Genomic DNA, 20,207 nt, shown 5'->3' with positions numbered 1-20,207 from the left:
AATTTTGCATCATACATTCTCTTTAATAAATGCTTTCATCCCGAATAGGTATTCTTGGCGGCGGCCAGCTTGGCTTGATGCTTTTGCAAGCTGCCGTGGACTGGAACCTTGACATTCACGTTCTGGACCCCGATGCCGACGCACCGTGCAGAAATATTGCCCCCCATTTCACTCAGGGTTCATTACAGGATTACGATACAGTTTACGAATTTGGTAAAACACTCGATGTCATTACCATTGAAATAGAAAAAGTAAATGTGGAAGCGCTCGAAGCGCTCGAAAAAGAAGGAAAACGGGTTTATCCGCAGCCTTCTGTGATCCGTCTGATTCAAGACAAACGCGTTCAGAAACAGTTTTATCGCGACCATAATCTTCCTACCGCAGATTTTATATTGACGGACAACCAGGAAGATGTTGCCCAACATACTTCGTTTTTACCGGCATTCCATAAGCTTGGCAAAGATGGTTACGATGGCCGCGGCGTTCAGCGCCTGGCCAGTGAAGCCGATCTCGACAAGGCATTTGACCAGCCAGGATTACTGGAAGAAGCAGTATCCTTCGACAAGGAACTGGCGGTAATAGTAGCAAGAAATGCCAGCGGTCAAATCACCACATTCCCGACTGTTGAAATGGTTTTTCACCCGGAGCTCAATCTGGTCGAGTATCTTTTTGCACCTGCTGAAATCAATGAAGACATTGAACGCAAAGCGCAGGAAATTGCCAAAAATACAGCCGAAGCTTTTGGTATTGTCGGTCTGCTGGCCGTGGAACTTTTCCTGACAGCAGAGGGCAAGATACTGATTAATGAAGTGGCTCCAAGACCACATAATAGCGGACACCACACGATCAGGGCTAATGCCACCTCACAATATGAACAGCACTGGCGCGCGATCCTAAACCTCCCACTGGGTAGCACATTGGCATACGGGCCGTCGGCGATGGTTAATTTATTGGGAGAGGCCGGATATGAAGGTCCTGCCGTATATGAAGGTATGGAGACGCTTTTGGCGACCGACGAGGTTTTTCCTTTCCTATATTGGAAGGCCATCACCAAGCCATTCAGAAAAATGGGGCATATCACCATTATGGATGCAGGTATTGACGCTTTAAAAGAAAAGGTTGAGTTTGTTAAAAAAAATATCAGAGTAATCAGTAAAGAGATTAAGCAATAATATAATGGTAGGAATTATCATGGGAAGCCTTTCGGACAGAAAGGTAATGCAGCAGGCAGCGGATGCACTTTCAGAGCTAGGTATTGCGTTTGAGATGGAGATCGTGTCTGCGCACCGTACTCCCGAGCGTATGCTGGAATACGCATCCTCGGCCAGAAGCCGCGGCTTGCAGGTAATTATTGCAGGCGCGGGCGGCGCGGCGCACTTGCCAGGTATGGTAGCTTCGCTAACCTCCCTTCCCGTTATTGGTGTGCCGGTACTGTCGAGCAATTCCATTGATGGCTGGGACTCAGTACTTTCTATCCTGCAAATGCCTTCGGGCGTGCCGGTAGCGACGGTAGCGCTGGACGGTGCAAGGAATGCTGGAATTTTGGCCGCTCAGATCATTGGAGCGAGCGATCCGGAGACAGGAAAACGCCTTGATGCATTTAAAGAAAGCTTGAAAGACAAAGTCGCGGCGATGAATGAGGAATTGAGAAATCAACTTGTAAAGTAGACGCTCTTTATTATTTTCGTGTAAAATTAACTCCACTAAAAAATTGAATCCCTGCCACGCTATGGAAGACGAATTCCCTAAAAAAAGAAACATCCGTCCTACTGAAAAGTCGAATTTACCGATTGTAACGCTCCTGGTACTAGTACTTTTGGTATTGGCAATGCTATACGTCGGATACGAATATATTTCTGACAGTTCGTCCAATTCGGGAGAGCTGACTTCTGTGGTCGTAGATTCGACATTGGAAGAATCCGCGGTGAGCGAAACGATTTCCGATGAGCCTGAAGCAGCCGAAGATGAGCCGGAAAAGAAAAAAGCGGAGCCAGAAAAAAAACCTGAAAAAGAGAAGAAACCAGCCATATCTGCATCCTCCCTGGGAGGAGAACAAATTACCCACACCGTTCAAAGTGGCGAAACGCTTTCCAGCATCGCATCTCGTTACAATCTGCAAACGGAAACATTACAAGGACTAAACCCTTCGGTTTCTGATATCAAATCCGGTATTACTAAACTAAAAATACAGGTTCAAGCAGTTCATACGGTGGGCCCTGGTGACGTGCTCCGCGTTGTGGCAAGTAAATACAACGTCAGCAAAGAAGCGATCATGAAAGCGAATGCAAAGACCAGGGATTTCTCCGAAAGAGGTGAAAAACTGATCATTCCTTTTTCCAACAGAAGATAAGACACTGAACGCATTAACATAAAAAACCCGGTCTGATCACTCATTCCGGGTTTTTCTTTGCACTGATTCGAAGGATTTAATATCGTAAGTTCTTAATTAAAGCCTCTGCCGCCGCGGTCGCCGCCCCCGCGAGGGAATCCTCCGCCCTCGAATTCACGTCTCCGGTTGTTGTCATTGACCGGCATCTTGCCGAAGTTTTTAAGGGTATAAGTGAATGTCAGCATTGCATATTGTGTCAAAACACGGCTGGTAACATCCTGCACATAGGTTTCAGTCACATTCCGGCTGATACTGTTGTTTTGTTTCAATATATCGAACACCGTCAGTTTCAGTTCACCTGCATTGTTTTTGAGAAATTTCTTGCCAATGCTCGCATTCCAGAGGGTGAAGTTTTGGTTATATCCCTGACCCAAACCACGATAAGACTGATTGTTGATATCGCTTTGCACCACAAATCCTTTTCCAAAAATCCAGTTCACCCGGCCGGTAATACCCTGAGTATAGTAGTTATTGTTCAGCTTAGGCTGTATCGTGTTCCGCACCACATTGTAATTACCTGAGTAGGAAACCGTAAAGTCCAGTTTCTCGCTAATGTTACTGCTGATCACCAGCCCCTGCGAAACGGCGTACGTATTGGAATAATTTGAAATATCATTGATCATCCCCGGCGATCTCACATAATTGAAACCAGTCGTCAGGTTAACGTTCAATTTCAATGGCGCTACCGGTTTTCCGTAGGCCAAAAACGTTCTGGCATTCCAGCTGCCGTCCACATTGATAGGTGTGGTAAGCTTCGAACCACGTTCCATGACAACGCCATTGGGCAAAGTAGTCGGCTCCTGGGCAATGAATGTCGAGTTAACGATCGCATTGTTGGTCTGGGTTACAAACACCATTGCATTGAAACTATATGGTCTGTTGGCACCGGCCAGCGCGTAGCGTACATTGAACATATTGCGATACTCCTGTTTCAAATCCGGATTACCCGCAGTCAGCGATAAAGGATCACTGTTGTCAATCACGTTTTGCAGCTGCGAAATCGATGGCTGATTCGTTGAGCTACGGAAAAACGTCCGGAACTGCGTACCTGATTTCGATCTGTAACTCAACATAAAGTTAGGCAGCACATTGGTAAAAGACTGATCAACCTTGGCGTTGTTAGGCGCAAGCTGCTGACTGTAGAGACCCGTGTTCTGAAAATCCAGACCCAGGTTGGCAGACCAGCTGTTTTTACGGTAGCGGTACCCTATTCCCGCACGGTTGGTAATGTAGCGGTTATCGAAATTGTTGGAAAGCAACGTGTCCAGATCTGAATAAGTGTTTGCGTCAAAGCTCATATTGTAAGTTTCTCTGCTCGAATTGCTGTTACTGACTGTCAAACCATAATTGAACAGCAACTGGCCTGTTGTACTGATCGGCTCGGTATAGATCAGGTTACCGCCCAAAGTGATCCCGTCGGATTTGGTAAAGCTGCGCTGGTCAATGGTGTCGCCGCGCATCGCCGTGTCCGGAAGTGTGATTCCGTAAAACATGTTTTTGGAATACAGATCACGAATACCATCGCGGTCATTCAGCTGCGTGTTGACATTCAAAGACAATGTGCGCCCTTTTTTGGCAAAACTGTGACGAAACAGCAGGTCATTGGAAAAGTTGTAACCCTTATTCTGGCTTCCCTGGGTATTATCCGAGCTGTTGACATTGCTGCCATTTGCCAGCGTGGTAAGCCCTGCTTTTACACTGCTCGAATGGTTGTCCTGAAAGCTCAACCGCGGCGTAACGATCAGCGAGTTATTGGCATTAATGTTGTATTCTACCCGGAAATTGAGCCGGTGATTGGAGTTTGTGCTCGACGTACGGCTGTTTTCATTGTAAAACTGGTTTCCGGTACCACCCGAGAGAAAGTATTCCTTTTCTGTGGTTTGAGCATTGGTATTGCCGGTGCGGTTATAAAAATAGCTTCCGGAAACATCCACTTTCTTGCCAAATTTGTTGGCGTAATTCAGACCAAATGAGTTGGTACCCGTAATCCCGCTTTGGTTGCCTACCAGAAAATTATTGGATGCACCTCCGCCACCACCGGCACCGCCTCTTCCGCCACCGCCGCCGCTACCGGTCACACCGAGCAAGTCCTGGCTGGAAAAATTCTGCACATTGATATTATTGCTCAGCCCAATGACCGAAATCCGTTGATTGCCTTTGAAGAAACTGATATTACCCCCTGCCTGGTAGCGGTTATCAAGGCCGTAGCCTGCGAAAACCTTGCCAAACTGCCCCATTTTGCGGTCAGCCTTGGTTACGATATTGATCGTTTTTTGCCCGTTCCCATCATCAAAACCAGTAAACTGGGCCTGGTCGCTGAGCTTGTCAAAAACTTCGATCTTATCGACGATTTCTGCTGGTAGTGACTTCAATGTAAGCGCCGCATCGTCTCCGAAAAAGGGCTTACCGTCAACCAGTACACGGTTTACCGTTTCGCCATGCGCCGTAACAGTACCATTCGTAACGGTTATGCCAGGCATTTTCTGGATGAGATCTTCCGTTGTAGCGTCAGGATTGGTTTTGAATGCGGCTGCATTGAACTGGGTTGTATCCCCTTTTTGTTCCATGGCAGTAATCTGGCCTACTACTTTTACTTCCTTCAAATTGGCGACAGCCTCGGTCAGCGTAATACTGCCCAAATCCTCTGAATCATTATGAAGCGTTACCACCTGGGTAGCATCTTTGTAGCTCAGGTATGAAACCTTTACCAGATAAGTCACTTGCTTGGTTAGCCCTGTAAACGAGAATTTACCGTTTACATCTGTCGTTACATATTCAGGCTTGGCCTCGGGCGTATTGCGGCTCACCGCTACATATGCTCCCACGACGGGGGCGCGGTTTACGCTGTCGAGGACAGTTCCGGTAATCTGCGCATTTTGTGCTTGTGCCAAAGCCGGAAACGCCAGAGTGGCAAGCAAGAGGACGATGGAAGTAATTCTGTTCATGATCTCTGTAAAGGTTTATTGCAGTTTAGAGCAACCTTTCCTTCAAAAGTTTAATCACTCTAAACAATTAACCCTTACAATCGACAGAAACCTATGCTTTCATAGATCAAGTCCCGCTTCCAGCCGACGAAAAAATGTACGCTAATCAATGCGCTTTTCCATTATTTCAGCCATTCTTTCAGCAGGCCTTCATAGTTAGCCAAAAATTTGGCATAAGCTTTTTCCAGTTGGGGAAGCGCCTCGGCAAGTGTGCTGGTATCGTCGGATTTTAAACGCCATTCAGCATCCCGGGCGATTTCAGCCACCTGGGATACCCCTACGGTTCCGCCGCTTCCTTTTAATGTATGCAAATTGCTTTTGACCGTCTTGATATCCCCATTGGCAAAAGCAGTAATTGCGCCCTCGACGAGCTCGTTGGATTCAGTTACAAAATCTTCAAAAACAGACCACACCAGGTCAGCACCGCCAATACCATTGAGCTGATCAATGATTTCACGATCCAAAATAGGAAGAATTGTTTCCTGGGCAATTTCCTTTTGCTTTGTTTCCAGCTTCCGGCCTTCTACATTGCTCATCAGGTCCTTCACTTTCGACACCAGGGTCTGCGCGCGGATAGGTTTGGCAATGTAATCATCCATTCCCTGGCTCATGAAGCGGTCACGATCTTCTTTCATGGAATAGGCTGTCATTGCGACGATCGGCCCCAACGCCCCCGGGAAACGCTTTTTTAGTTCCTGTGAAGTCTCCACACCGTCCATATCAGGCATTTGAATATCCATAAAAATGATATCATAACCCTTGTCAGCCGAAGCTTCCCTTGCCTCTACCATTTCAATTGCTTTGAAACCACTTTCCGCCAGATCGACATAGCAGCCTGATTTTTTCAAAATCTCATTCGCGACCTTCCTGTTCACCGCGTTATCATCCACCAGCAATATCACCGGATGGTAAGTGGCAAACACATTCTCTATCGGCGTTTCCTCTATCAATGTAATGGTGCTCACCTGCGCGATGGAAGTCTCTTTGGTTTCAAACGTAAACCAGAACGTACTACCCTCTCCCACAGTGGATTCCACACCAATTTCCCCATTCATCAGGGCACACAACTGTTTTGAAATCGCAAGTCCCAAGCCGGTTCCTCCGAAAGATTTGCGGGAGGAATTGTCCAACTGGGTGAATGATGTAAACAATATTTGCTTGTCCATCGCACTGATCCCGATCCCCGAATCCTGCACGTCCACCTTAATTTTATGGAACAAACCATCCTTTTTGATCAAGCTAAGCAGCACTTTCACCGATCCGTTTTCGGTGAACTTCAAGGCATTGGAAGTCAGGTTGGACAAAATTTGCAGCAGCCTGGTCTGATCCGCAATAATGAACTTCGGAATGTCCGGCGCAATGTGGTAGGTAAGTGTATTTCCTTTGCTTTTGGCTGTTTGTCCAAACAGTGAGACCAGTTTCAGCAATAATTCCTCCGTCGCAATCGGCGCCTCATGCAGCTCCATTTTCCCGGCCTCGATCTTGGAAAGGTCCAGAATGTCGTTCAGGATGTTCAGCAGCGTCTCCGATGAACGTTTGATGGTCAGTACGTAATCCTTTTGCTCGACATTCAGAGGCGTTTCGCCGAGCAGGTCTATCATTCCGATCACCCCGTTCATCGGCGTCCGAATCTCATGGCTCATGTTGGCCAGGAAGCCTTCTTTTACTTTTAGAGAACGCTCCGCATGCTCCTTCGCTTTCAGAAGTTCCAGCTCATTCCGTTTAAGTTCGGTAATGTCCCTGGCCAGAACCGCTACTTCTGTCGGCTTACCTTTATCATTGGTAAACATCAGCATGTTGATCATAAACTGACGTTCGGTACCATCTTTCCGGTTTAATGTAATTTCAAAGTTCCGAAGGCTTTTCGTCTTCCGAAGGCGGATCAGCGCTGAATGAATTCGCTTTTTATCCGAAAAGAACTCGGTGACCTTATGACCGATCACTTCTCCCGGCAAGTAACCCAACCGTTTCAGTACCGACTGACTGATCATCGTGATCGCTCCCAGCCTGTTGATACGACAATAAATGTCCTGAAGATTCTCAAATATCCCTCTAAAAAGTTCCTCACTATGCCGTAATGATAGTTCAGCCTCTTTTCTTCTGGTAATGTCGCGGGCAATACCAGACACTTCCTCAATCACACCATCGGCATAATGAATGGGGTTCAGGTAAAATTCCAGCCACATTTCACCCTGGTCTTTCCGGTCAATTTTGAACTCAAAATATTGCGGTTCGCCACGTAACGCCTGTCTGTATTTGGTCTCAAGGGTACGCCTGTTACTGTTACCCACCATTCGCCAGCCGAATTTCTCAGCACTCGATTGCAGCGAAGGCCTTACCCCGAGCTGGTTTTGGATCAAATCAGCGTAATTCCGGTTGAAGGAGGTAAGTTGCAACGATTTGTTGACAGACCATATCAAATGGGAGCTGCTATCGAAAATGGCGTTCAAACGAGCCAGGTACTTGCTCAGTTCCTCCTCGCTTTGCTTTCTGGCGATCGCCATCGCCACTTGCCCGGAAATAAATTCCAGCAGTTCCAGGTCCCTGGTATCAAACATATTGGCATCGTCATAAGACTTCACACCAATGATACCCGTCACCCTGTCCCCGATCCGCAGCGGCACACAGAGCAGTAATTTCGGCGTCACTCCATAAAGATACAGACTATTGGTTTTGGCCAGCTGTTCAATGTCAGTCCCCGAAAGAAACAGGGGCTTGTTGGACGCAATCGCGTATTCGGTCAACCCATTTCCAAGGCGTCGTTTGGTAAACCTTACATTGCCCTGAAAATACTGATCGACGTAGTAAGGGAAATAAATGTAACTTTTGCTGGGATCGTAAAGCGCAATGAAGAAGTTTTTCACATCAATGATCTTTCCGAGTTCCTCATGGATACTCTGGTAAAAATCATCGAGGTTCTGTGTGTTAACAGTCCAGTTGGCAATGCTATAGTAAAGGTTCTGCGCTTTTTCAGCTCTTATTTTTTCGGTAAAATCATTTAATATGCAACGAAATGCAGTCGGTTTGCCGTATTCAAAACGGCAATTGACGCTCCCCGCGACAAAAACCTTCTTCCCCTCCCTATTCAGGAATACCGCTTCAAAATTTGGATTCGAATTTCCCTGCTCGATCAGTTTCAGCTGCGCCAGTGCCTGCTCTTTGTGCTGCGGATGCAGGATATCCTCCATACGCATAGACGCAATTTCGTCCAGGCCATAGCCGAGTACTTCGCGCCATGCTTTATTAACAAATATGAATTTTCCGTCAATCGCTACGAGCTGGATCAGGTCACTGGTATTGTCGACCAGATCTTGCAATTGTGAGTTGGACTTCGCAATGGCTGATTCCATCCGTCGACGGCGGGTAATGTCATCACCGACCAATGTAACGCATTCCACTTCATCATGGTCACTATGCATCAGTACCGAGTTGATCGAGAATGTACGTAATGTGCCTTTTTGGGCTAAAAAAGGAATTTCCCTTTGTTCCAGCTTGCGTTTTCCCTGAATCCCCTCTTCCAGCATCTGCCTCACCTCCTCTTCCTCTTCTTTTGGAATGAGCTTATCGAATATGCTTTGGCCCACCAGATCAGATTCCAGCCAACCCGTTTTCATGAGCGCATGCGCACTGATATTCCTGATGATGAAATCCGGAGAAAATGTAATTCCGATCAGATTGAGATGCTGAAGTGTTGCGTGTATAGTCTGCCAGTCGGTATGGGACAAAATCATTTCCATAGTTTCAGGGTAATCGCACTTTTAAGGTTCCTCACAATTCTTTATTCGATAAATCTACGAATTAAGCCGTAATTTTGGTTCGTGAAAATAAATTATAAAAAACGGGATGATTCGAAGGTCAGGGCTAAAAAACATTTAGGCCAGCACTTTCTGAAAGACTTAAATATTGCTCAGCGTATCGTGGACGGATTGTCGGGGCACGGCGATTATGACCGGGTTTTGGAAATAGGTCCGGGGATGGGTGTACTCACTCAGTTTCTGCTTCAAAAAACCACATTCAGCACTTATGTCATCGAAATTGACACTGAATCGGTTGCCTACCTGCAAAAACATTACGAAGAACTTTCACCCAGGATCATTGAAGGAGATTTCCTGAAATTTAATCCGGAGGAATTCTTCCCGAAGCCATTTGCGATCATTGGCAATTTCCCTTATAATATTTCATCACAGATATTTTTCAGGGCATTGCAAATCCGTGACCGCATTCCCGAAATCGTTTGCATGCTTCAAAAAGAAGTTGCACAGCGCATTGCATCACCTCCGGGAAACAAGGATTATGGCATACTGAGCGTGTTGTTGCAGGCTTTTTATGACATTGACTACCTGGTTTCGGTGCCTCCTGGTGCATTCGATCCTCCTCCGAAGGTACAGTCGGGTGTGATCAGGTTGCGAAGAAATGCAGTTGCAGCGCTTGACTGTGACGAGAAACTGTTTTTCAGGGTAGTAAAAACTGCATTTAACCAAAGAAGAAAAACCCTGAGAAATGCGTTAAAACCGGTAGGTGAATTTCCGGACCATCCGTTGCTCACCAAGCGCGCAGAACAGCTGAGTGTTAGTGAGTTTGTAACGCTCACCCAACTGGCGGAAACGCTCGCAACGCAGATGTAAACTCCCAAAACGAGAGTATATTACCAAGCTAAAGCTATTTTGCCAATCGCCAAAAGCTAGTGAACGATGACGTTTGAATTAACCAAGCTATACGTAGACCACATTCAGGAATTAATTGAAAAGGAGGATTCTGAGGCGATCAGGTCGGAGATGGACAGCCTTTTTTCGGCAGATATCACCAGTCTTTTATCTGAGCTGGAAACCGAAAGTGCCAAATTCCTGGTCACTCAGCTCAATATTGAAACCGGCGCTGCTATTCTCGCGGATATGGAGCCCAACGAGCGTCGGGAATTTCTGAAAGTTTTTACTTCCGAAGAAATATCAAGGTTTGTCAATCTTTTTGATTCTGATGATGCCGTGGATTTGCTGAATGAACAGCCGATCCGCGTCCGTGAGGAAGTGATCGCATTGCTGGAAGATCGCGAACAGGCCCGGTTCATTCTCGATTTGCTACATTATGATGAAGATGTGGCAGGTGGTCTGATGCAGAAAGAGTTGGTGAAAGCCAATGTTAACTGGACTGTAAATCAATGCATTGAAGAGCTCAGAAAACAGGCAGAAGACGTAGGTAAGGTATATGCTGTGTATGTGGTGGACGATTTTGGGAAGTTGCTTGGGATACTTTCCCTGAAAAAAATTGTCCTGGCCCACAAAAACACCAGGATCGAAAGTCTGTACGACAAGGATGTAATTTTCGTGGAAACATACCGGCCGGCGGAAGAAGTAGCCGAGCTGATGCAGCGATATGACCTTGACGCCCTGCCGGTTGTGAACGTACAAAGCAAACTTCTCGGGCGGATCACCATCGATGATGTGATTGACGTGATCACAGACCAGGCCAGTTCCGATACCCTTGCCATGGCGGGTATTACCGGTGATGTAGAGGAAGATGACACGATCTGGCAACAAACCAAGGCTAGACTTCCCTGGTTGCTAGTAGGAATGATGGGAGGAATCCTGGCGGCCAAGTTTATCAGTTTTTTCGAGGGAGATCTCAAAATTATCCCCGCTATGGCCGCATTTATCCCCATTATTGGTTCAACGGGCGGGAATGTAGGTATTCAAACCTCCTCCATTATTTTACAAAGTCTGGCTGACAAAACAGGACTTGATACCACTGTCGGGCAGAGACTGATCAGGATGTTTGCCGTTGCCTTTATCAATGGGCTGATCATCAGCTGCATTGTCTTCGGCTTTAATTTACTGATCGGCAATGATGTGCAGCTAGCTCTGGTTGTATCTACCGCTTTGATGTCGGTGGTTTTCCTGGCCTCATTTATGGGAACAATTACGCCTATTCTGCTCGAAAGGATCGGCATTAATCCCGCTGTGGCTTCCGGCCCGTTCATTACAACTGCGAATGACCTGATCGGCTACGGCGTATATTTCGGCCTGGCGCACTTATTACTAAATCTCTGAGATTACATAAAAAACAGCTGCTAGCATTCACTCAAACTGATGGGAATGTTAACGGCAAGCCCACCTTCTGAGGTCTCCTTATAGCGATTATTCATGTCCAGAGCAGTTTCCCACATGGTTTTCACGACATTGTCGAGGGACACTTTTGCATTTTCAGGATTGCTTTGCAGAGCGAGTTGTGACGCGGTAATCGCTTTGATAGCGCCCATTGTATTTCGCTCGATGCAAGGTATTTGCACCAATCCTCCTACAGGATCACAAGTGAGCCCCAAATGGTGCTCCATGGCGATCTCAGCTGCCATTAGACATTGTTCGACAGTCCCTCCCGAAACCTGGGTAAGCCCGGCCGCAGCCATTGCCGACGATACGCCTATCTCCGCCTGACACCCGCCCATCGCGGCCGATATCGTAGCGCCTTTTTTGAAAATGCTTCCTATCTCGCCGGCCGTCAGCATAAATCTGAAAATATCCTCCTCGGTGCCGCCGCAAAATGTCATGTGAAATTGCAAAACCGCCGGGATCACGCCAGCTGCGCCATTTGTAGGGGCTGTGACTACCCTGCTGTAAGATGCATTTTCTTCATTTACAGCCAGTGCAAAGCAGCTTACCCAGTCCAATGTATAGTTGAATCCAGCGCCGCCACTACGAATCGAGTCGATCCACTCATCGCAGCCGCTGCATATCTTACTATTCAATAATTTCTGATTCAAAGAGGCTGCGCGCCTTTGGACATTTAGTCCGCCAGGTAATATACCTTTGGTCTGGCAGCCGTGAAAAATGCTTTGCTGCATAATGTGCCAGATATTCAGCAGGTCCTTGCGAATAACCTTTTCATCTTTCCAGGCCTTTTCATTTTCCAATACCATCTCCCAGATCGATAATCCGGAAGCCTTATGCCATTTGAGCAGATCACCAGCATGGTCAATCGGAAACGGTAACACCACAGACTCTGCCGAACTCTCACTACCGCTCCCCTCCTGCACTACGAAGCCGCCACCCACCGAGTAATATGTTTCTTGAACTACCCCCTGCGGACCGCAGTCGGCAATGAATGTCAGCCCATTGGGATGAAAAGGCAAGGATTCCGTAAAGTGAAAAAGGACGTCTGTTTTGGGAGAAAACGAAATCTTCATTTCGCCATGCAGCAGAATAGTTTCGCTCGAAGAAATTTCACTTAAAATCCGATCGATGTCCGCTGTTTCAATGGTTACCGGGTCGTATCCGCTCAGGCCGAGAATAACTGCAATGTCTGTTCCATGCCCTTTGCCGGTTTTGGCAAGGGAACCATACAAATGTGCTTTAACGGAGATAACCTGCGCTAATCCGATTGTGGATTGCAACGATTTTAGAAATTGTTGGGCAGCGCGCCAAGGCCCCAAAGTATGGGAACTGGAAGGGCCAATCCCAATTTTAAATATATCAAAAACAGAAATTCGTTCTTCTTTCATTGATGCGGGAATTCTCCCGAATTCCTAACTTGAAGTTACTTTTTAAGAGAAGATGGTAGCACAGCGCCCCTTTTTAGTGGAAGCGCGGCTTTCAAAAGTGTTGCTTTTGCAATTGCGGTTTTTACAGGAAATAGATCAACATTTTCCAGTTTGCCTAAGTCGTTCTTGTGCATTACGGCTCTGGGATCGGGTTTGGAAACTGAACTGTTTTTCATGGCAGTTACTTTTGATTCTGATAAAGTTATAACAATTTTGAAACCAGAAATGACTCATATCTTATATTTTTTCTAAATCTCTCCCAACGTTCATTTCTGAATCCGTAGATCTCAAAGTCTTCTTGCAGATCTTCCAAATTCATATTGATAATAATTTGGGAAAGCCTTGTTCTCGAATTTGTACTACCCGTCAGGAAAATTCCCGCATCCGGAAAACTTAGAAGGAACTGTTGGATGATCGCGATTACAGTTGCAAAAATCATTTCCATATCTCCATTGTCGGTGACCACTGTATCGTCGATCAAGCCAAGCTCATCGCTGAAATCTCCAAAACCGAGATTAAACACATTCGAGTGAATAAGTTTAAACTGAACTACTTTCTTGATTACACCTCGCTTACCCTGACTATGAAATTCGTAAAGTTTTTCTTCTCTCGCGTATTGGAAAGAATAGTGTGTTTGATTCACTTAAACTTATAATGCAATAATGTGTGTGTAATGCCCACAATGTACAAACGTTCGCCGAGTCGCACTAAATTTATTTTCGGGTCCGGTCGAAGACTCTCCTGTTTTTTTAATGTTCTGTCTAAATTGAAAATCCTGAAAAGCTTTTTGAGAGAATGGAGTGTATTACGACATTACATTTTACTTTTGATCCTGGTGGGATAATTCATTAAATAACCAATATGATTGCAGTGATCCAGCGCGTCAGCAGCGCATCGGTAACCATTGAAGACAAAGTTCATGGACAAATAGAAGCAGGTTTTTTGGTACTATTGGGAATAACACATTCGGATACGCAGGAAGATCTGGAATGGCTGGGCAGAAAGATCATCGGTCTGCGTGTTTTTGGAGATGAGGAAGGCAAAATGAATCTAGATCTCAAATCAGTGAATGGAGACATTCTGCTGATTAGTCAGTTTACTTTGCATGCCAGTACCAAAAAGGGGAACCGCCCCTCATTCATTGAGGCAGCCAGACATGATGTGGCTATACCGCTCTACGAAAACATGATCAGGTTCCTGGGAAAAGAACTCGAAAAACCAATTCAATGCGGACTGTTCGGTGCTGATATGAAAGTAGCATTGCTCAACGACGGCCCCGTCACCATTGTCATTGATTCCAAAAACAGAAGCTAGCATTCATCGCACCGGCACCCCGGTCATTAACTCATTAACTCATTAACTCTTAAAAAATGACAATCGAAGAAGCACAGCAGCAGGTGGACCAATGGATTAAGAGCTATGGCGTCCGCTACTTTTCGGAACTCACCAATATGGCGATCCTGACAGAGGAAGTGGGCGAGCTGGCCAGGATCATGGCCCGAACCTATGGCGACCAGTCTTTTAAAAAGTCTGATCTCGGTAAGGATCTTGGGGACGAAATGGCTGATGTGCTGTGGGTACTGATCTGCCTCGCCAACCAGACCGGCATTAATCTTACCGAGGCTTTTGAAAAAAATATGGCCAAGAAAACGGATCGCGACAAGGACCGACATAAGGAAAATCCGAAGCTTAGCTAGCCTGGGCTACAACAAAAACGAGAGCCTGATGACAAGCTCTCGTTTTTGTTGTTATTTATTTCCGAAATGATCTTACATATCAAGCAATAAGCGCATTGGGTCTTCCAAAAGCTGTTTCAAGCGAACCAGGAAGCTCACTGAGTCTTTACCATCGATCGTGCGGTGATCATAAGACAATGCTACGTACATAATCGGACGAACTACGATCTGACCATCCACTACTACTGCGCGTTCCACAATGTTGTGCATTCCAAGGATTGCAGATTGCGGTGCGTTAATGATAGGAGTAGAAAGCATCGAACCGAAAGTTCCGCCATTGGTAATGGTAAAAGTTCCGCCCGACATTTCATCCAGCCCCAATTTTCCATCACGTGCACGAACGGCCAGACGTACGATCTCTTTTTCAATCGCCGCGAATGACAAGGTTTCCGCATTACGGATCACAGGGACAACCAATCCGCGAGGTGTTGAAACCGCCACAGAAATATCACTGAAATCATTATAAACCAGCTCTTCGCCGTCAATGTAAGCATTCACTACCGGGAAGTCTTTCAACGCCACAGTAACTGCTTTTACAAAGAATGACATAAAGCCAAGTCCTACTTCGTGTTTCTCTTTAAACTTGTCTTTGAATTTCGAACGAAGGTCCATCACCGGCTTCATATCCACTTCGTTGAAAGTGGTAAGCATGGCCGTTTCGTTTTTCACTGCTACCAAACGGCGTGCAATAGTCTTGCGAAGTGATGACATTTTCTCTCTGCGCTGGCCTCTCGCTCCGGCTGGTGCAGCACCGACGGGTGCCGCAGGTGCCGCAGCCGCTGGTTTGGCGGCAGGAGCGCTGGCAGGCTGCGCTGCCGGTGCAGGTTTGCTGCCTGCTTTCAGAGCATCGTCCTTCATGATCTTACCTCCCGATCCAGAGCCATTTACGTCTTTCGGATCGATTCCTTTTTCAGCCAGTATTTTGGCAGCGACAGGAGATGCATGTTTTTCATTATAACCTTTATCCGCAGCTACTGCTGTTGGGGCCGTTGTTTGCGGTGCAGGGGCAGCCGCAGAAGATCCGGCGCCAGCTTCAATCGTGCATATCAATGCGCCGATCGCCAATGTATCGCCTTCTTTTCCAACGATTCTGAGCGTTCCGGCGGCTTCGGCAGGTAGTTCGAATGTCGCTTTGTCTGATTCCAGCTCGCAAAGGATTTCGTCCACTTCAACGTGATCGCCATCTTTTTTGCTCCATGAAGCAATGGTAACCTCGGTAATGGACTCTCCTACTGCAGGAACTTTCATTTCATATGCTTTACCAGGAGCGCTACCAACAGCGGCAGCAGCCACTGCGGCTGGTTCAGCTTTATCCTGTATTTTCTCTGGGGCAGCTTCCACTGGCGCTGATTCTTTTGGAGAAGCTGCTTCCTTTTTCGGAGCGGTTTCTTTCGGTGCACCATTTGACGCAGAGTCAATGGTCGCGATCAGGTCGCCAATGTTCAATGTATCGCCTTCCTGAGCTTTGATATGCAAAACACCTTCCGCCTCTGCGGTCAATTCAAACGTTGCTTTATCTGAATCAAGCCCGCAAATGACTTCATCCATTTTCACAAAATCGCCATCATTTTTGAACCAGTTTCCTATTGTAACTTCGGTAATCGACTCGCCAACGGGCGGTACTTTTATTTCAATTTCAGCCATTTTATCTGCAATCTTGTTATCGAATTAAGTGTCTTAAAATTATAGGAATAATCATTCAAAAGCTCTGTTCACGATTTCAGCCTGTTCCTTCGCATGGATTTTCGAGAAACCGGTAGATGGCGAAGCGCTTGATTCTCTTGCGATTACCTGCAACGGCTCCGCACCTTTGTACATTCTTAACATGAAAGTCCAGCCACCCATATTGAAAGGTTCTTCCTGTACCCAATATACTTTTGCATTTTCATATTGACTCAAATGCGCGTCAATCTGCTTTTGCGGGAACGGATGCATTTGTTCCAAACGAATGATCGCGACGTCGTCGCGTTTATCAGCCTGCTGTCTTTCATAAAGCTCATAATACAGCTTTCCAGTACATAGCAACACTTTTTTTACCTTTTTGGGATCAGCATAAGCATCTCCTATTGTCTCCTGGAATGATCCACTCACCAAACTCTCCAATGGCGAAACGCAAAGCGGGTGTCTCAACATCGATTTTGGCGACATTACCACCAACGGCTTGCGGAATGGGAACTTCAACTGCCTGCGTAGCAAATGGAAGAAGTTAGCAGGAGTCGTTACGTTGGCAACAATCAGGTTATAGTTAGCAGAAAGCTGCAAATAACGTTCCGGACGTGCATTCGAGTGCTCTGGTCCCTGGCCTTCATATCCGTGTGGCAACAACATTACCAATCCGGTCCAGCGGTCCCATTTGGTTTCACTTGATGTTACAAACTGGTCAATAATCACCTGGGTACCATTTGCGAAGTCACCAAACTGTGCTTCCCAGATTACCAGGGCATTCGGGTTGGCCATTGAGTAACCAAATTCAAAACCCAGCACCCCATACTCAGAGAGCAACGAGTTGTAAATCATGAATGGTCCCTGACCTTCTTCAATATGATCCAGATTGCTGTAAGCTGCATTGGTTTCAACGTCTCTCAACACCGCATGACGGTGAGAGAAAGTCCCACGCTGCACATCCTGGCCGCTCAACCTGACAATGTTACCCTCAGTCAGAACTGATCCGTAGGCCAGCAATTCAGCTGTCGCCCAGTTCACTTCTTTTTTATCAAAGATCATTTGCTCACGATCTTTCAGCAACTTATCGATTTGTTTCAATCGGCTGAAATTCTCAGGAGTACTGATCAGTGCTTTTCCAATTTTTTCAAGTACTTCAAGCGGTACGCCTGTTTCGGGCGACTTCTCGAAATCTTCTGGTTTGGATTTGCGTAAGCTGTGCCATTCCTGCTCCAACTTAGGCAATGTATATGGAAGCGCTTTTTGCTTCACCATATCCAGACGTTCCTGCAAAAGCTGCTTGAACTCTTTGTCCATACCAGCCGCCAGCTGCGCATCTACATCGCCGCGCTCTGCCAATGTCTTTTGGTAGATTTCGCGCGGATTCTGATGGTTTTCAATGGATTTGTAAAGGACAGGCTGCGTAAATTTCGGCTCGTCAGCTTCATTGTGGCCATGACGACGGTAGCAAACCATGTCAATAAAAATGTCCTTGTTGAATTTCTGACGATATTCCACAGCCAGACGCATACAGAATACAACCGCCTCAGGATCATCTCCGTTAACGTGCAGTACCGGTGCATCAACGATCTTCGCAATATCAGTACAATAGATACTGGATCTTGCGTCAATAAAGTCTGTCGTGAAACCTACCTGGTTATTAATTACAAAATGAATGGTACCTCCTGTATAGTAACCGTTCAGGGCCGACATCTGTGTTACTTCGTACACAATTCCCTGACCTGCCACTGCGGCATCACCATGGATTAAAACGGGCAGAACGCGGTCGTAATCACTATCATACATACCGTCGGCACGTGCGCGGATATAACCTTCGACAACCGGGTTAACCGCTTCCAGGTGAGACGGGTTGGGAGCCAGTTTCAAATGTACTTTTTCTCCGTTCTTGGTGGTGATCTGGCTTGCGAAACCCATGTGGTATTTCACGTCGCCATCACCCCAAACCTGGTCTGGCAAATTACCTTCAAACTCGTTAAAGATCTGTCCGTAAGTTTTTTGCATGACGTTGGCCAGCACGTTCAAACGTCCTCTGTGGGCCATACCGATCATCACTTCTACTACGCCCATTTCTGCCGCCTTGTTAATCATGGCATCCAGCGCGGGAATAGTTGTTTCGCCACCTTCCAGCGAGAAACGTTTCTGACCTAAATATTTGGTATGGAGGAAATTTTCGAAAACAACCGCCTCATTCAATTTGGAAAGAATATGTTTTTTCTCGTCAACTGAGAAAGTCATATTCAGGGCTTCCTTCTCGATTTTCTTACGCAACCAGCTTTTTTGTTCTCTGTCGCGTATATATAGGTACTCAAAACCAATGTTCCTGGTGTAAATCGTTTTGAGCGAATCTACAATCTCACGCAGTGTGGCAGGGCGTCCGAAAACTTCAACACCTGCTTCAAAAACCGAATCAAGATCCTCCGGGCCGAGGTTAAAGTCTGCAATGTCAAGTTGTGGCTGACGATCCTTGCGCTTCTGGATCGGGTTGGTAGTCGCAAGCAGGTGACCTCTCGATCTGAACCCGCGAATCAGGTGCACCACTTCCATTTCCTTGCGGATACGAGATGGATCAACCTTGCCGGGTGTGGCTACTTCCTTACCATTGGCAGCGCCATTTGCATGCCCGTTACCATTAACAGGGTACTTTTGAGAGAAGTCGAATCCTTCAAAAAACTTTTGCCAGCCTTCGTCTACTGAAGCTGCATCTTGCTTATAGGAATTGTACAATTCCTCTATGTAAGCGGCGTCGGAATTTGCTATATAGGTGTATTTATCCATCACTAAAGTGAGTATTTCATTTACGGCACAAAGGTACGAGACTTATGTAAACATTACGAATAAAATCTCCTTTTAACTTGGCTGAAAAACATTTTCCAACCCTTCAATCGCATCAATATTTCTGAAAACCTTTCGGGTTTGGAATAAATTTAAGCATCAGCTCGTGTATCCCTTTCGGGCCCGAATAGGATGCATAAATCTGTTCCACTTGCCGGGTACTGTAAAAGTAGCCCAGCCGCACATTTCTGCCTGCCTGGGCTTCGACGGATATCTGTAAATAATCCACATTTGCGGAAAATGAATTATATCCGCCACCAACCCTGTAGGAAGCCCCGATCCCTACCTTTTCCTTGAACCAGAAACGGGACCCAAAATCAACCCTGATTTTGTGGTCCTTCTCCTGAATGGCGAGGATGTGCGGCAGTAACATCACATCGGTACTGAGGTTGTAACTCCCGCCAGCCATGATGTACAACGGTCTCCTGTAAAAGTTATTGATTGCCTGATTTCCAAATTTTTGGGATAAGAGCTCAGGCTTGGAGATTCCCAGATACAACTTATCAGAGCGCAGCCACGCACCCAGCCCAAAACTTCCCAATGCCCGGTTGGTACTATTATAAAGGTCCGAAACAGGAAGTACATTAATACCGCCCTGCGCTCCCAACCCCAGTTTCCATTGATCTGACAAACCGAGGTGAAATGCGAAAGACGCGGAGAAACCGGTGGTGGTAAAATAGCTGGTCTGATCATTCAATGCCTGAAAACCGACGCCAAACTTACCGTTGGCAAAGGTTCCATCGGCCGCAAAGGTCTGACTGGAAGGTGAATTCTGGATATTGAACCATTTCCTTCTGAACATGGCTGTCATATTGAAATCTTCCCTCACTCCCGTGAATCCCGGATTGATCGCCATCGGATTTTGAACATATTGCTCATATAAGACTTCACGCTGGCCAAATGCCCCTGACAAGCCGGATAGTAAAAGAATGGCAGAAAAGTAAATTCTGACTAACGTATGATGTGTGTTCATTAAAACTGATTTTAGTACTTTTTGCTAGTGTTTATAAAAACTAAAAATGGCAGGAGAATCGCTCTCATGCCACCTTTAT

15 protein-coding genes are annotated in these 20,207 nt (G+C 46.3%); 7 read left to right on the top strand and 8 right to left on the bottom strand.

Going from position 1 to position 20,207, the window contains the following annotated elements; genetic code table 11:
- Nucleotides 1-29: 29 nt before the first annotated feature.
- The 3 genes from ON006_RS02685 to ON006_RS02675 all read left to right on the top strand — a co-directional run bounded on the left by ON006_RS02685 (nt 30) and on the right by ON006_RS02675 (nt 2,350).
- Nucleotides 30-1,172, top strand: a complete 1,143-nt coding sequence (locus ON006_RS02685) for a 5-(carboxyamino)imidazole ribonucleotide synthase (RefSeq protein WP_244823570.1) — start codon at nt 30-32, stop codon at nt 1,170-1,172.
- 4 nt (nt 1,173-1,176) lie between these two features.
- Nucleotides 1,177-1,668 carry a 5-(carboxyamino)imidazole ribonucleotide mutase gene (gene purE / locus ON006_RS02680; protein ID WP_244823569.1) on the top strand — a complete coding sequence of 164 codons (492 nt, stop codon included), beginning with the start codon at nt 1,177-1,179 and terminating at the stop codon, nt 1,666-1,668.
- Between the two features lie 61 nt (nt 1,669-1,729).
- Entirely contained in the window at nt 1,730-2,350 is a 621-nt protein-coding gene (locus ON006_RS02675) for a LysM peptidoglycan-binding domain-containing protein (RefSeq protein ID WP_244823568.1), read from the top strand.
- A 92-nt stretch (nt 2,351-2,442) separates the two neighbouring features.
- On the opposite strand, the gene ON006_RS02670 is transcribed toward ON006_RS02675, so the two are convergent.
- Nucleotides 2,443-5,334 (bottom strand): outer membrane beta-barrel protein, encoded by a 2,892-nt coding sequence (locus tag ON006_RS02670; RefSeq protein WP_244823567.1) that lies wholly within the window; start codon nt 5,332-5,334, stop codon nt 2,443-2,445.
- Nucleotides 5,335-5,495: 161 nt separating this feature from the next.
- Nucleotides 5,496-9,110 (bottom strand): PAS domain S-box protein, encoded by a 3,615-nt coding sequence (locus tag ON006_RS02665; protein ID WP_244823566.1) that lies wholly within the window; start codon nt 9,108-9,110, stop codon nt 5,496-5,498.
- A gap of 87 nt (nt 9,111-9,197) precedes the next feature.
- Here ON006_RS02665 and rsmA point away from each other — a divergent pair, with 87 nt between their 5' ends.
- Both rsmA and mgtE read left to right on the top strand, forming a co-directional pair.
- Nucleotides 9,198-9,998 carry a 16S rRNA (adenine(1518)-N(6)/adenine(1519)-N(6))-dimethyltransferase RsmA gene (rsmA, locus tag ON006_RS02660; protein WP_244823653.1) on the top strand — a complete coding sequence of 267 codons (801 nt, stop codon included), beginning with the start codon at nt 9,198-9,200 and terminating at the stop codon, nt 9,996-9,998.
- 66 nt (nt 9,999-10,064) lie between these two features.
- Nucleotides 10,065-11,417, top strand: coding sequence for a magnesium transporter (gene mgtE / locus ON006_RS02655; protein WP_244823565.1), 1,353 nt, complete (start codon nt 10,065-10,067; stop codon nt 11,415-11,417).
- Nucleotides 11,418-11,437: 20 nt separating this feature from the next.
- Here the strand turns inward: mgtE and ON006_RS02650 are convergent, their stop codons facing one another.
- From ON006_RS02650 to ON006_RS02640, 3 genes are read right to left on the bottom strand one after another with little or no spacing between them, the layout of a single operon-like run.
- The gene (locus ON006_RS02650; protein ID WP_244823564.1) at nt 11,438-12,865 is read right to left on the bottom strand and encodes an L-serine ammonia-lyase; all 1,428 of its coding nucleotides are present in this window, start codon (nt 12,863-12,865) and stop codon (nt 11,438-11,440) included.
- 35 nt (nt 12,866-12,900) lie between these two features.
- The gene (locus ON006_RS02645; RefSeq protein ID WP_244823563.1) at nt 12,901-13,080 is read right to left on the bottom strand and encodes a hypothetical protein; all 180 of its coding nucleotides are present in this window, start codon (nt 13,078-13,080) and stop codon (nt 12,901-12,903) included.
- A 26-nt stretch (nt 13,081-13,106) separates the two neighbouring features.
- Nucleotides 13,107-13,547 carry a DUF6934 family protein gene (locus ON006_RS02640; protein WP_244823562.1) on the bottom strand — a complete coding sequence of 147 codons (441 nt, stop codon included), beginning with the start codon at nt 13,545-13,547 and terminating at the stop codon, nt 13,107-13,109.
- A gap of 218 nt (nt 13,548-13,765) precedes the next feature.
- Here ON006_RS02640 and dtd point away from each other — a divergent pair, with 218 nt between their 5' ends.
- Together dtd and ON006_RS02630 are read left to right on the top strand one after the other, a co-directional pair.
- Complete coding sequence (dtd, locus tag ON006_RS02635) at nt 13,766-14,218, top strand: D-aminoacyl-tRNA deacylase (RefSeq protein WP_244823561.1); 453 nt, start codon at nt 13,766-13,768, stop codon at nt 14,216-14,218.
- A gap of 56 nt (nt 14,219-14,274) precedes the next feature.
- Nucleotides 14,275-14,601 (top strand): nucleotide pyrophosphohydrolase, encoded by a 327-nt coding sequence (locus tag ON006_RS02630; RefSeq protein ID WP_244823560.1) that lies wholly within the window; start codon nt 14,275-14,277, stop codon nt 14,599-14,601.
- Nucleotides 14,602-14,673: 72 nt separating this feature from the next.
- On the opposite strand, the gene odhB is transcribed toward ON006_RS02630, so the two are convergent.
- From odhB to ON006_RS02615, 3 genes are all read right to left on the bottom strand, one after another.
- Nucleotides 14,674-16,284, bottom strand: a complete 1,611-nt coding sequence (gene odhB / locus ON006_RS02625; RefSeq protein WP_244823559.1) for a 2-oxoglutarate dehydrogenase complex dihydrolipoyllysine-residue succinyltransferase — start codon at nt 16,282-16,284, stop codon at nt 14,674-14,676.
- Between the two features lie 51 nt (nt 16,285-16,335).
- Nucleotides 16,336-19,098 carry a 2-oxoglutarate dehydrogenase E1 component gene (locus ON006_RS02620; protein ID WP_244823558.1) on the bottom strand — a complete coding sequence of 921 codons (2,763 nt, stop codon included), beginning with the start codon at nt 19,096-19,098 and terminating at the stop codon, nt 16,336-16,338.
- A 112-nt stretch (nt 19,099-19,210) separates the two neighbouring features.
- Complete coding sequence (locus tag ON006_RS02615) at nt 19,211-20,128, bottom strand: PorP/SprF family type IX secretion system membrane protein (protein WP_244823557.1); 918 nt, start codon at nt 20,126-20,128, stop codon at nt 19,211-19,213.
- Nucleotides 20,129-20,207 lie beyond the last annotated feature (79 nt).

The organism is Dyadobacter pollutisoli, assembly GCF_026625565.1.
GTDB classification, from domain to species: Bacteria; Bacteroidota; Bacteroidia; order Cytophagales; family Spirosomataceae; genus Dyadobacter; species Dyadobacter pollutisoli.
The sequence above is the reverse complement of the archived record's forward strand: the minus strand, read 5'-3'. Positions and strand labels throughout refer to the sequence as shown.